The sequence below is a fragment of the Rhodococcus sp. BS-15 genome (genome assembly GCF_000813105.1).
Taxonomy (GTDB): Bacteria; Actinomycetota; Actinomycetes; order Mycobacteriales; family Mycobacteriaceae; genus Rhodococcoides.
In genome coordinates this window covers 1-12,178 of sequence record NZ_BAOX01000019.1, presented here as the reverse complement: position 1 = coordinate 12,178, position 12,178 = coordinate 1, and the positions used below count along the sequence as shown (strand labels likewise).

Annotated in this window: 11 protein-coding genes and 4 pseudogenes; 7 read left to right on the top strand and 8 right to left on the bottom strand. The window is 64.4% G+C overall.

Annotation, left to right across the window (positions count from 1 at the left end; translation table 11 throughout):
* Positions 1 to 27: 27 nt before the first annotated feature.
* Together RHBS_RS04455 and RHBS_RS04450 are read right to left on the bottom strand one after the other, a co-directional pair.
* Entirely contained in the window at positions 28 to 414 is a 387-nt protein-coding gene (locus RHBS_RS04455; RefSeq protein ID WP_121871717.1) for a hypothetical protein, read from the bottom strand.
* 28 nt (positions 415 to 442) lie between these two features.
* Positions 443 to 976: a DUF3558 domain-containing protein gene (locus RHBS_RS04450; RefSeq protein WP_237669006.1), complete on the bottom strand. Its 534-nt coding sequence runs from the start codon at positions 974 to 976 to the stop codon at positions 443 to 445.
* A gap of 142 nt (positions 977 to 1,118) precedes the next feature.
* Between RHBS_RS04450 and RHBS_RS04445 the strand changes: the two genes are divergently transcribed.
* Both RHBS_RS04445 and RHBS_RS04440 read left to right on the top strand, forming a co-directional pair.
* Entirely contained in the window at positions 1,119 to 1,697 is a 579-nt protein-coding gene (locus RHBS_RS04445) for a hypothetical protein (RefSeq protein WP_128644938.1), read from the top strand.
* Between the two features lie 248 nt (positions 1,698 to 1,945).
* Entirely contained in the window at positions 1,946 to 3,202 is a 1,257-nt protein-coding gene (locus RHBS_RS04440; RefSeq protein WP_237669001.1) for a reverse transcriptase family protein, read from the top strand.
* Between the two features lie 81 nt (positions 3,203 to 3,283).
* Here the strand turns inward: RHBS_RS04440 and RHBS_RS04435 are convergent, their stop codons facing one another.
* The 6 genes and pseudogenes from RHBS_RS04435 to RHBS_RS28725 all read right to left on the bottom strand — a co-directional run.
* The gene (locus RHBS_RS04435) at positions 3,284 to 4,765 is read right to left on the bottom strand and encodes an alpha-galactosidase (RefSeq protein WP_236745345.1); all 1,482 of its coding nucleotides are present in this window, start codon (positions 4,763 to 4,765) and stop codon (positions 3,284 to 3,286) included.
* Positions 4,761 to 5,105 (bottom strand): annotated as a pseudogene (locus tag RHBS_RS30215) (glycoside hydrolase family 36 N-terminal domain-containing protein); the annotation flags it as partial. The gene RHBS_RS04435 and the pseudogene RHBS_RS30215, both read right to left, overlap by 5 nt.
* 307 nt (positions 5,106 to 5,412) lie before the next feature.
* Entirely contained in the window at positions 5,413 to 5,628 is a 216-nt protein-coding gene (locus RHBS_RS30210; protein WP_237669000.1) for a hypothetical protein, read from the bottom strand.
* Complete coding sequence (locus tag RHBS_RS04430; protein ID WP_237668999.1) at positions 5,592 to 6,236, bottom strand: carbohydrate ABC transporter permease; 645 nt, start codon at positions 6,234 to 6,236, stop codon at positions 5,592 to 5,594. Before RHBS_RS04430 ends, RHBS_RS30210 begins: the two co-directional genes overlap by 37 nt.
* A gap of 103 nt (positions 6,237 to 6,339) precedes the next feature.
* Entirely contained in the window at positions 6,340 to 7,239 is a 900-nt protein-coding gene (locus RHBS_RS04425) for a carbohydrate ABC transporter permease (RefSeq protein ID WP_121871720.1), read from the bottom strand.
* Positions 7,240 to 7,630: 391 nt separating this feature from the next.
* Positions 7,631 to 8,065, bottom strand: a pseudogene (locus tag RHBS_RS28725) (LacI family DNA-binding transcriptional regulator); the annotation flags it as partial.
* A 141-nt stretch (positions 8,066 to 8,206) separates the two neighbouring features.
* Here RHBS_RS28725 and RHBS_RS04415 point away from each other — a divergent pair.
* From RHBS_RS04415 to RHBS_RS04395, 5 genes and pseudogenes are all read left to right on the top strand, one after another.
* A pseudogene (locus RHBS_RS04415) lies at positions 8,207 to 9,231 on the top strand (metal ABC transporter solute-binding protein, Zn/Mn family).
* Between the two features lie 48 nt (positions 9,232 to 9,279).
* A complete protein-coding gene (locus RHBS_RS04410) occupies positions 9,280 to 10,113 on the top strand; it encodes a metal ABC transporter ATP-binding protein (protein ID WP_121872167.1) in 834 nt (277 codons plus the stop codon).
* Positions 10,110 to 10,988, top strand: coding sequence for a metal ABC transporter permease (locus RHBS_RS04405; RefSeq protein WP_128644936.1), 879 nt, complete (start codon positions 10,110 to 10,112; stop codon positions 10,986 to 10,988). The genes RHBS_RS04410 and RHBS_RS04405 overlap by 4 nt, the downstream gene beginning before the upstream one ends.
* 9 nt (positions 10,989 to 10,997) lie before the next feature.
* Positions 10,998 to 11,755: pseudogene (locus tag RHBS_RS04400) on the top strand (LamB/YcsF family protein).
* The coding region (locus tag RHBS_RS04395; protein WP_128644935.1) for an allophanate hydrolase subunit 1 at positions 11,755 to 12,178 on the top strand (424 nt) is incomplete at its 3' end. The pseudogene RHBS_RS04400 and the gene RHBS_RS04395, both read left to right, overlap by 1 nt.

Genomic DNA, 12,178 nt, shown 5'->3' with positions numbered 1-12,178 from the left:
CGGCGGTCCGGCGACAGCGGCGGTCTATCAGTTCTCCGGAGCGAGCGCGGTTATGTTCGCAGCTGTCTGGTCATCGGCAGCCTCGGTCTCGTCGAAGTAGCGACGAAAAAGCATCCGCATCGATTCGATGACGTCGATGTGCTGCTGAAGAATGATGTCGAGAGACCGATCGGTGCCGGTGACCAGGCGTCCGAACCTGGCTTGTAGATCCTGGGCGGACTTCAGGGCGCCCCATGGAGTTGCTATGTCGATGGCGAGAGCATTGCGTTGCATCCTCCCCAGATGAGCAAGATATGCGACGCAGGCTGCGTCGCACCTCGCGGCCACATCGCAGGGAATGGTGATCGTGCCCGCGTCGGCCTGGGCGTTGAGGTCTTGCCAATGAGCAAGAACGTTCTGCTCGAAATCGGCCATGGGTAGGTGTCCTTCGGTCGGGTGCGGTTCAACTGGGAAGTTCGGAACCGAGCGTCGCGATCAACGAGTTCAGCTCGGTGCACGGATCGTATTGCGGTGAATCGACAAGCACGTCGGAGATGATCGTTGACATGACCAGTTCGCTACCGGCCGTGTAGGCGACGCCGCAGTTGAGTGATTCAGTCGCGGAAATCTGTTCAAACTGAGTAGCGTCGCGAGTGCCCAGCTGGACAGGGCGCAGTCCATCGAAACGACTCGTGTCGCTGATCCAGTCGATGGTTTGGAACCCCACGAAAATTCGCACGTAGTACTTGCTCTCCGGCGGCGCCTGGTTTTCCCAGCCACAGATCTTGAATCCGAATTGATCCCGCCCGAACACCCCCGATTCCTTGGTGTCCACGTTCAATCCTGCACGCTCGATGGCCTCGTCGGGGATGGTGCATGGGTCCCAAGGCGTCGGCGCAGAGGTCGTCGTACTGGGCACCGCACTCGATGTCGCGCCGGCGACGGCGTCCCCATCTGCGGTGCTCGAGCAGCCTGCGGCGATCAGCAGCACCGCCATCGCCAGTATCCATCGTCGTGCCCTGCGCATTGCCTCACCCATTTCTCACGAACGTCTACGTCCTTGGACGCAGCGCGACCCCTGTCGGTTCCCGAACCTGGGCCGATTCCAGACGATCAGGATCTATGACAGGGTGGCGCAGATGCAGGATTGCGACGATGACTCCGCGGACTTCACCGCTGCAGTGGTCGAGACAGGCATCTACGGGGAAGCGGACCTGACCCATCGGGACGAAAGTATCTTCGGTTCGTATCGCGAGGGCGTACCCATGACCGTCACGATCTCTCGTACGGGGCCTCGGACCTCGGACAAGGTGCCGATCGGGACGCGCACTGCCGCGAACCTGCGGGCCGGCATCGACGGCCGAGAGATCGTTCTCGATCCAGGCCGCGCGAGGCTCTTCAAACGGTCCTACCGCGTCGGTATCCAGTACGGCGGGCGCACTCTGACGCTGCGGGCGAAGAACCTCGAAGACAGTGCGCTGCTGGACGGGCCGTCGGATCGGGGCGACAACGAGTTCGGGGTGTTGACGCGCGTTTTCGGTGGGGGCGTCGAGGTGTTGTGGTCACTACCGTTCACGATGATGAACAGGACGATCGAACCGCCGACACCGACTCGTGAAGATGCTCTGATCGGCATCGTCGTGGCCGCGGCGTTCGGAACCGGCGGACTGTCGTTGACGACGATCGTCATGGGCGCAGTCGAATCAATTCTTCCGTGACGGTCCTGCGGGCAACGCGCTGACAGATCTGCCTCCCTTTGGCATGGTGGAGGGATGCAGCGGCGCGTGGGCGAGAGTTGGTCCGCGGGACCGGTCTCAGGGGTAACCCCTGGGTACATCACGAGAATCGAGCACTGCGTCCGAAGCAGCTCTGCACGCTCCGCGTGCTTGCCCGCTCCGAGGACGAAAGATTTCGGTCGCCCCGCGCCGTTGCATTTCACAGCGCTGCACCCGATCGGTAGGCATCCGTGATCGAGCGGGAGTTCACTCCGCGAGCAGCGGCGACTCTGGCCCGCCTGGCTGCCGACGCCGAATGGACGCGGTCCGGACTCGAGGAGGCGTTCGAGCCACTCGTCCCGGCCAAGGCGTCGTGGTTGGCGGATCGGGTCATCAATCTGTATCCGAGTCCGCCGTTCGACGAAGCATCGACTTTCGTTCTGCTGCGCGACCTTCCGTTCATTCCGGAGCCGTCGGTGTCGTCACAGAGACCGACGCGTCACAGTGACAAGCCCTGGCGATTCGAGGTACCGCGGTACGAGACCACCGGTCAGCTCGCGCGGTCGCTGGACTTGACGATCTCGGAGATCGAATGGTTCGCCGATCTGCAGGGCAGGCTACGCGCCGCGCCGTTCCCGCTGCAGCACTATCGATCTGCACGGCTCGACAAGCGTCAGGGTATCCGGTTGCTCGAGGTGCCGAAACCACGATTGCGCGAGATTCAGCGAAAGATACTGCGCCGCATTCTCGATCGTATTCCGGCTCATCCCGCCGCGCACGGGTTTCGCACAGCGCGAAGTCCCAGAACATTCGCGATGCCGCATTCCGAACGTGACGTGGTGATCTCGGTGGATCTTCGACGCTTCTTTCCGTCCATCGGGTTCGATCGCGTGGTCGCGATCTTCGAGGCGGTCGGCTATCCCAGGAAGGTCGCGGCGAATCTCGCCGCGCTCTGCACGACGGTCACCCCGGCAGGTGAATTGGTCGGCGTGGACCGTCCCACTGCGGCGCGGCTTCGAGCCACCCACTTGCCGCAGGGCGCGCCCACGTCACCCGCGTTGGCGAATCTGGCTGCGCGACAGCTCGATATCCGGGCCGCAGGCCTGGCCCGGTCCGTCGGTGCCCGCTACAGCCGCTACGCCGACGATCTGGCGTTCTCCGGTGGTGCAGACATCGACGTGGACAGACTGCTGTGGCTGATTTCTCAGATCGCCCACGACGAAAGCTTCACGATTCATCCCGACAAGACCAGGGTTCGACGCGCTCATCAGCGACAACAGCTGACCGGGCTTGTCGTCAACGCGTGGCCGGCAGTGCCCCGAGAGGAGTACGACACTCTCAGGGCGCTGCTGCACAACTGCATTGCCACCGGCGCAGCCGAGCAGAATCGCGACGACCGAAGCGACTTCCGAGCTCACGTCCACGGACGCATCGCCCGAATCGGCGAAACGAACGAAACGCGTCGAGCGAAGCTACTGAACATGGCGTCCCGGGTGAATTGGGACTGAAGCGGCGAATCGGCTCCTCGGATTCGGATTCCATCCTCTGATCGCAGTCGGAAATCCAGAACTGAGGAGCCGATTCACAGTTCAGACGGCTTGCACCCTGAGCAACACCCCGGTCTGCGGGAACAACACCGGTAGTGCCACGCCAGCCCGAGCCAACATCGAACCCGACAGCTCGACCACTCCACCGTCGGCTATCCACGGCGGCAGTGCTATTCCGTTGCCCAGATCGCTGAGTTCCCGCACGAATTCGACCCGATACCGAACGATCGGATCGAGACCGGGAAGCCGAACCCGATCGGTGCGATCCTCGGGCGAGGTGTCCATCCGCACCACCGCATATGCGGCCTCCGAGCAGTCCGCTGCCACGACGCCGTGCACCCAGACACTCGGGTCGGGATGGTCGGCGCGTACCACGTTGCCGGTGTGAAGCAACCCGCGCAATTCCTTGTACAGCGAAGTCCACGACCGCAGGTATTCGTGATCTTCCGCCGCCAGCTCGGTGACGTCCATCTCCAGCCCGGCATGGCCGAACAATGATGTCAAGCAACGGAACTGAAGAGTCGACCATCGACCGGACGTGTGCGCGATCTGCGGACCGACATGCGATCCGATCAGCTCCGGCGGCAGCAACTGCGTCGTCCATCGTTGCAGGCGTTGACGTTCGAGTGGATCGTTGGTGTCCGACGCCCACACCCGGTCGGTGTGTTCGAGAACCTCGAGGTCGATGCGGGCGCCGCCGGATGCGCAGGACTCGAATTCGATGCGGGTATGCCGGGAACGCAACGCGTCCAACAACCGATAGAACGCCGAGGTCTGGGCATGCACCGCCGCTCGCCCGTCGGAGTCGACCGCCAGCATCAGATCCCGGTTGTGGTCCCACTTCACGTAGTCCGGCTGCTCGTTCGTCAGCACCGTATCGATGGCAGAGAGGAGATACTCGAACACTTCCGGACGGGTCAGATCCAGCACGAGCTGATGACGCCACTCCAGCGGGATCCGCCCGGGTGCCGCGAGCAGCCAATCCGGATGGGCCCGAGCGATATCGGAATCCAGGTTGACCATCTCGGGTTCGAACCACAGACCTGGGCTCATGCCGAGGGCGCGAACGTGATCGAACAGCGGGGCCAGCCCGTCGGGCCAGACGCCCTCGTCCACCTGCCAGTCGCCGAGGCCGGCCCGGTCGTCGCGTCGGTGTCGGAACCAGCCGTCGTCGAGCACGAATCGTTCGACGCCCACGTGCGCGGCGACGTCGGCGATCCCGCGGAGTCGGGTGAGATCGTGATCGAAGTAGACGCCTTCCCAGACGTTCAACACCACGGGACGCGGCGAGGTGGGATGCGCGGGTCGAGATCGCATCCATCGGTGCAACGATTGCGCAGAACCATCCAGTCCTGCAGCGGAATACACAAAATGCACCCACGGGGTCGTGTAGGTGTCGCCGCTCTGCAGTACCACCTCGCCGGGCGCGAGCAGCTCGCCGCCACCCAGAACCCCCCGAGGCCTGTCCGGCCCGCTCGGGTAGACGCTCGGCCAGATGCAGGTGATCACCGCTCCAGGCGACATGCGCACCCCACACCTCGCCGTCGCGGAAGCCGAAGCCCTCGCTCCCGGCAGTGAGGACCAGGGTGGCGTCGTGCCCGGTTCTTCCGCGTCGTGAGGCACGCACGGTCGAGCCGTGATCGAACCGTCGCCGCTGCGGTGTACGTTCGCGGCAATGCCGTCCCGTCAGGTCGAGTAGTTCGGTTGCAGTGTCCGGCAACGGCATCAGTGTCACGACGCCGTCGACGGTCAACGGGCCACCGGAGACGTTGCGCACACTCTGACGCACACGGAGCGAACCGCCGACCTCGAGTGACAACTCGATCGACCATGCAATTCCCAACTCGGAGTCGGACGCCTCCACCGCACAATGGAATTCACCGGAACGAACGGTGACGTCGGCCCACCGCGGATATTGCACGGTGCCGGAGCGGTGCAATGCCAGAGCCGGTGTTCCCTGCCAGGCGTCGTCGCCGCCGGGTGCGAGGGTGAGCCACCTGGCACATCCACGCTCGAATGCGGGACAGCGGGGATCGCGGCCCTGCGCACCTCGGTGAGGTCGTTGTCGGACAGCTCGCCCAGGTCGGTACCCCAGTGCAGCACAGCCGGAACGGCGGTGGACGACGGGCCGAGGATCACCATGACACCGTCACGGCGAAGGGCGGAAAAACTCACTTGTTGGCACCCATCGTCAGACCGGACACGAAGTGGCGTTGCAGCGCAACGAATACGAGCACTGTCGGTAGAGCCACCAGCACCGAGCCCGCGGCGAGCAGATTGGTGTCGGTGAAGAAGCTACCCTGCAGATTCTGCAGCGCCGTCGTCACCGGGAGCTTGTCGCCGCTGACCATCAGGGCGAGAGCCAGAAGAAGTCGTTGTAGATCCACGTCACCATCAGCGTGGCGAGTGCGGCCAAGGCCGGACGGCACAGCGGCATCACCACCTGCCAGTACTGACGAAACAGACTCGCTCCGTCGACGGTGGCGGCCTCGAGCAGTTCGTGCGGCACGGTTTTCATGTAATTACTCAGCACGAACACGCAGAACCCGGTCTGGAACGCGACGTGCACGATGATCAGACCCCAGTAGCTGTCGTACAGCGATCCCGACGAACTCATCCAGTACGGAACGGGAATTGCGTTGTACAGACGGAAGAGTGGCGTGAGCAGCGTCTGCTGGGGCAGCAGGTTCCCTGCGATGAACACCGCGAGCATGAAGATGTTGAACTTCCAGCTGAAGCGGGCCAGGATGAACGCCGCCATCGAGCCGAAGAACAGGATGAGCAGTACCGACGGCACGGTGATGATCAGCGAGTTGAAGAAGTAGTGCGGGATCCCGCCGATCTGCCACGAGTCGATGTAGTTGCTGAACGTATAGCCGCCGACGGACAGGTATCCGTTGAGTAACACGTAGTCGTAGTCGCGGAACGAGTTGTACACCGCCCACACGAGCGGGAACATCCAGACGAGCGCCATGACGGTCAGCAGCACGTACATCGCGATCTGGCTGTGCCTGCGCGCCGACGGTTGGCGACGGCGGTGCGGTTGCGGGTCAGCGGATCGCGCTCGGGAGGCGCTGTGCGGGTGAGTGAAGTGGTCATCAGTCTTTGCTCCGAAGAACGATGGCGAGGTACAGGGCGATGAAGACGAGAGAGATGAGAAGCATGACTGTCGCGAGGGCCGAGCCGAAGCCGATGCGGCCTGCTTCACCGACGACGTTGGCGGTGACCAACGCCGATATCAGTTCCAATCCGTTTCTGCCCCTGTTGATCACCCAGACCAGGTCGAAGGCGCGCAGTGCCTCGATGACGGTGATGACGACGATGAGCAGATTGGTGTTCTTCATCAGCGGGAAGATGACGCTGAAGAACGTGCGGATCGGACCGGCGCCGTCCATCACCGCGGCTTCGCGGACGGACGGATCGATGGCCTTGAGGCCGGCCAAGTACAACAGCATGATGTAACCGGTGTGACGCCAACCGGCTGCGACCATCACGGCCCAGATGTTGATGTCCGGGTCGCCGAGCCAGTCGACGTCGGTACCCAGCAGGCTGTTGAGGACGCCACCCTCGGTGGAGTAGATGAGTTGCCAGATGAAGCCGATGAGGGCCATCGACAGCACCACGGGAATGTAGAAGATGCTCTGGTACAGCCGAGATCCCTTGAGGTTCTTGTCCAGAAGGATCGCCAGCAGGATACCGATGACGGTGGGGACGAGGAACAGGAAGACGAGCCAGAGCACGTTGTTGTGCAGGGCCTGTTGGAACGGCGGGTAGGCCTGCACCGCGTCGACGTAGTTCTGGGTGCCGATCCACTCGATGCTCGACGTGCCGCCGATGCCGTCCCAGCGGGCGAACGACAGGATCACCGTGAAGATCGTCGGAATCCAGACGAGCCCGATGACGATCAGCGCGGGGACCCCGAGCATGAGCGCGATCGTCCACTTCTCGCGAACACTGCGCCGAACCTTCGGCGACTTGACCCGTTCGGGTGCGGTCATGGCATTACCTGATCTCGATGTCGAGTGGATGATGGGCGTCGAATCACACTGCGCACGATCATGTTCCGAACACCGCTGACTTCTGGCGTTCGATACTGCGTACCAGGCCGTCGACATCGTCGGGGTTACCGATGAACTGCTGCAGGGCCGGGATCATGACGATCGACGCGAAATCGGGACGGGTATCGCGGTCGAAGAACTGGGTGATCTCCTCGGCGTTCTGCACGAGGTCCGCCGATTTGCGGACCAGCGCAGGGAAACTCGACAGGTCGGCATCACGATGAGCGGGAATGGCCTGCGGATCCTGCTTCGCGTAGGCGACGGCAGGGTCGGGGCCGGTCATGTAGGTGAGGAAGTCCTCGGCTCCGGGCCGGTTGCGAGGGTCGGTGCGCATCATGAACCCATCCATCGGTGCCTCGACCGTGGATGTTCCTACGGCGGAGTCGAGTTCGGGGAAGGTGAAGAAGTCCAGATCGTCGCGTTCGGCACCGGCGGGAATGAGCAGCAGACCTTGCCCTGCGGCTTCGCAGGATTCGGCGAGTCCAGCGAGGAAGCTCATCGCGGCGGGGTCGCGAAAGGAGTAGCTCAGGGCTTCGGTGAGGAGCAGTCCGATGGCTCCGGCCTTGCGGGTGCGCAGCGATCGCGCGACGGGGTCGGGGCCGGCGTATCCGCGGCGCTTGGCGGCCTGGAGGACGCGTTCGCGGAGTTCCGGAGAGAGCTGATCGGGTCGGTTGTAGGCGTTCGAGACGGTGGTGCGCGATACCTTCAGCTCGGCTGCGATCGACGCCAACGTCGCCTGACGTCGCGGTTCGCTTGACCTGACCATAACCGGGACGTTAGTCCCACAACACGGCGTAGAGAAACTCGAGGTCTCGTTCGTCCGATTCGATCCGTCACCCCACTGCGCGCTAGAGTACAACGGTAACGGTTTCCATTAGCGTCAAGTTCCGCTCACAGGAGTACATCGATGTCGTCCACTCATCGCGCGTCCCGGACCAAGCTCACGGCTGCACTGGGCCTGACCTGCGCCGCAGCCTTCACACTCAGCGCGTGCAGCTCCACCGAATCCGCGAGCACCGAGTCCGCACCGGCCACCGCGGTCGACGGACCGATCACGATCGTCGCGTCCACGAACGTCTGGGGAAGCGTCGCCGAGGCGGTTGCAGGCGACCTGGCGACAGTGACGTCGATCATCTCCGACCCGTCCGCGGACCCGCACTCCTACGAGGCGAGCCCCGCCGACGCGTCTTCCGTAGCCGAGGCGTCGCTCGTGGTCTACAACGGTGGCGGCTACGACCAGTTCATCGAGGACATCCTCGGATCCGAGGGCCAGGACGTGCCGTCGATCGATGCCTTCTCCCTGCTCGAAGACAGCCACGATCACGACTCCGAGCCCGCCTCCGATGAAGCAACGCCGGAAACAGAAGCAGAAGCAACGGACGGTGACGGCCATTCGCACGGCGAGGTCAACGAACACGTCTGGTACAACGCCGAGGTTGCGGCGCACACCGCCGAGGAGATCGCCGACAAGCTCGGTCAGCTCGATCCCGACAACGCTGCGCAGTACACCGCCAACGCCGAGACGTTCCACGAGCAGGTCCACGGCATCACCGACGTGACGGCGAAGATCGCTGCCGATCACCCCGACGCACCGGTGGCGCAGACCGAGCCGATCGCGCACTACCTCATCGAGGAGTCCGATCTCGACGATCGCACCCCCGAGGATTTCAAGGACTCCATCGAGGAGGGCAACGACCCGTCTCCGGCATCGATCGCCGCAACGCGTGATCTGTTCACCTCGAAGTCCGTCCGTGCGCTGATCTACAACATCCAGACCGAAGATGCTGTGACACAGGACATTCGCTCCACCAGTGAGGCCGCGGGCATCCCCGTCGTCGAGGTCACCGAGACTCTGCCGCCGGGATGACGTACCTCGAGTGGCAGACCAAGGCAGCGACGGATCTGCAGGCCGCCCTCGCAACCACCCCTTGAGCCGATCCGACTCCTGATCTCGGACCGGTTGATGGAAAGCTGTAGTACATGCCTGCTGTAGAACTGCGCGATGCCGGACTGGCGTTCGGTGAGCGCACGCTGTGGCAGAACCTGGATCTGGCGGTCGAGAAGGGCGAGTTCATCGCCGTTCTCGGCCCCAACGGGTCGGGCAAGACGTCTCTGCTCAAGGTGCTGCTGGGCCAGAATCACCTCACGTCCGGCACGGCCGCGATCGACGGCCATCCCGTCCGTCGCGGCCAGTCGGGCGTCGGCTACGTACCCCAGCAACGCAACATCGACGACGATCTACCCCTGCGCGGACGCGATCTCGTCGGCCTCGGCTGGGACGGCCATCGGTGGGGCATGGGCCTGCGCGGCATGCGGCAACGCAAAGAGACGGTGCAGCGCGCGATCGACCAGGTCGACGCCAACTCCTTCGCGGGCGCGCCCGTCGGCTCGATGTCCGGCGGTGAACAGCAGCGACTGCGCATCGCCCAGGCACTCGTCGGCGATCCGTCGGTCCTGCTGTGCGACGAGCCCCTGCTCAGCCTCGACCTCGCCAACCAGTCTCTGGTCTCGAGCCTCATCGATCGCCGACGGCGGGAGCACGGGACGGCAGTGCTGTTCGTGACGCACGAGATCAACCCGATCCTCCCGCTCGTCGATCGCATCGTCTACATCGTCGACGGCCGGTTCCGCATCGGCACTCCCGCCGATGTCATGACCACCGAGGTCCTGTCCGAGCTCTACGGCACCGAGGTCGAGGTGCTGAAGGTGCGCGGCCGGCTCATCGTGGTCGGAACCGGTGACTCCATCGATGCACTCGGCTCGGCCGGTGCCCACCATCCACCCGTGCCGCACGACAGAGAAGACAAGGCATGAACGAGAAGGTTCTCGACGCATTCTCGAAGATGCTCGACTTCGACACCACCGCCAATCTGCTGACCTACGACTTCGTCCAGCAGGCTCTGCTCGCCGCCGCGATCCTCGGATTGCTCGCCGGCGCACTGGGCCCGCTGATCGTCAGCCGCCAGTGGGCGTTCGCGGTGCACGGATCGAGTGAGCTTTCGCTGACCGGCGCGTCTGCCGCACTGCTCGTCGGCATCACCGTCGGCCTCGGAGCCATCGTGGGGTCCGTGGTCGCGGCGGTGATGTTCGCCCTGCTCGGCAGCAAGGCCCGCGACCGTGACTCGGTCATCGGCGTCATCATGTCCTTCGGCCTCGGCCTGTCGGTGTTGTTCATCTGGCTCTATCCCGGCCGAACCGGCACCAGCTTCTCGCTGCTCATCGGCCAGATCGTCGGCGTCGGGCAGAGCGGGATCGAGTTGCTGCTGGTGTGCGCCGTTCTGGTGCTGATCGTCCTCACCGTGGTCTATCGGCCGCTGCTGTTCGCCAGCACCGACCCCGAGGTGGCGCTGGCCCGCGGCGTCCCCGTCCGCGCACTCTCGGTGGTCTTCGCCGTCCTCGTCGGCGTCGCGTGTGCACTGGGCGTTCAGATCGTCGGAGCGCTGCTGGTGCTCTCGCTGCTGATCACTCCCGCCGCAGCCGCCGCACGGGTCACTGCCAGCCCACTCAAAGCGACGCTGCTGTCCATCCTGTTCGCCGAGATCGCCGCCGTCGGAGGCATCCTGCTCTCCCTCGCCCCCGGGCTTCCGGTGTCGACGTTCGTCACCACCATCTCCTTCGTGATCTATCTCGTCTGCCGTGCGATCGGCGGAACCCGCAAGGCCAATTCCGGACGGCTGGTCGCCGCCTAGGATGTCGACGTGACGTCCATCGACCTCAACGCCGATCTCGGCGAAAGCTACGGTGCATGGACTCTCGGCGACGACGACGCGATGCTCGCCCTGGTGTCGAGCGCCAACGTTGCGTGCGGCTTCCATGCCGGCGATCCCACCACTCTGCTGCGCACGTGCCGCTCGGCCTCGAACGCAGCCGTGCGGATCGGTGCGCAGGTGGGCTATCACGACCTCGCCGGATTCGGCAGACGCTTTCTCGACGTCTCCTCGGCCGATCTCACCGCCGACGTGATCTATCAGATGGGTGCACTCGACGCACTCGCTCAGGTCTCCGGTTCGGCCGTTGCCTACGTCAAACCACACGGCGCGCTGTACAACGCGATCGTGCACCATCGCGTTCAGGCCAAGGCCGTGGTCGACGCCGTTCTCGCCTACGACCCCACGCTGCCGGTGCTCGGCCTGCCCGGTTCGGCGTTCCTCGACGAAGCGGAGCGAGCCGGGCTCCGCACTGTCACCGAGGCTTTCGCCGACCGCGCGTACACCCCGCAGGAACGCTGGTGGCCCGCTCGGAACCCGGCGCCGTGCTGTCCGATCCCGACGCCGTCGCCCAGCGTGTGCTGACCATGATCACCGACGGCACCACCCTGGCAGTCGACGGCTCGCGCATCGCCGTTGCCGCCGAGTCGATCTGCCTGCACGGCGACTCCCCCGGCGCGGTCGCGATGGCAACGGCCGTGTCGGAACTGCTGAGCGGCAACGGTATCGACGTGACAGCCTTCGTCTGATGCGCATTGTCCCGGCGGGCGAGAATGCAGTGCTCGTCGAGTTCGACGGGCTGGACGAGACGATGGCGTACTACCGCTCGCTGACGGCCGATCCGCCGCCGCGAGTCGTCGATCTGGTTCCCGCCGCCCGCACCGTGCTGGTGATGTTCGACGGGCCGAAGCAGCCGGTACTGGACTGGATCTCGGCCACCGAACCCGCAGTCGACGTGGACGATGACCGGTCCGACACCGTGACGATCTCGGTGGTCTACGACGGCGACGACCTCGACGACGTGGCCCGACTGACCGGCCTGTCCACCACCGAAGTCGTTGCCGCACATACCGATCAAGCGTGGATCGTTGCGTTCGGCGGCTTCGCACCCGGCTTCGGCTATCTCGTCGGCACCGACGCCCGGCTGCACGTTCCGCGGCGTGTGTCGCCGA

Excerpts from the sequence above, each read along its gene's own strand:
- RHBS_RS04455 (WP_121871717.1), bottom strand. The coding sequence starts at position 414 with ATGGCCGATTTCGAGCAGAACGTTCTTGCTCATTGGCAAGACCTCAAC.
- RHBS_RS04450 (WP_237669006.1), bottom strand. The coding sequence starts at position 976 with ATGGCGGTGCTGCTGATCGCCGCAGGCTGCTCGAGCACCGCAGATGGG.
- RHBS_RS04445 (WP_128644938.1), top strand. The coding sequence starts at position 1,119 with ATGCAGGATTGCGACGATGACTCCGCGGACTTCACCGCTGCAGTGGTC.
- RHBS_RS04435 (WP_236745345.1), bottom strand. The coding sequence starts at position 4,765 with ATGTCGCCTGGAGCGGTGATCACCTGCATCTGGCCGAGCGTCTACCCG.
- RHBS_RS04430 (WP_237668999.1), bottom strand. The coding sequence starts at position 6,236 with ATGTACGTGCTGCTGACCGTCATGGCGCTCGTCTGGATGTTCCCGCTC.
- RHBS_RS04425 (WP_121871720.1), bottom strand. The coding sequence starts at position 7,239 with ATGACCGCACCCGAACGGGTCAAGTCGCCGAAGGTTCGGCGCAGTGTT.
- RHBS_RS04410 (WP_121872167.1), top strand. The coding sequence starts at position 9,280 with ATGCCTGCTGTAGAACTGCGCGATGCCGGACTGGCGTTCGGTGAGCGC.
- RHBS_RS04405 (WP_128644936.1), top strand. The coding sequence starts at position 10,110 with ATGAACGAGAAGGTTCTCGACGCATTCTCGAAGATGCTCGACTTCGAC.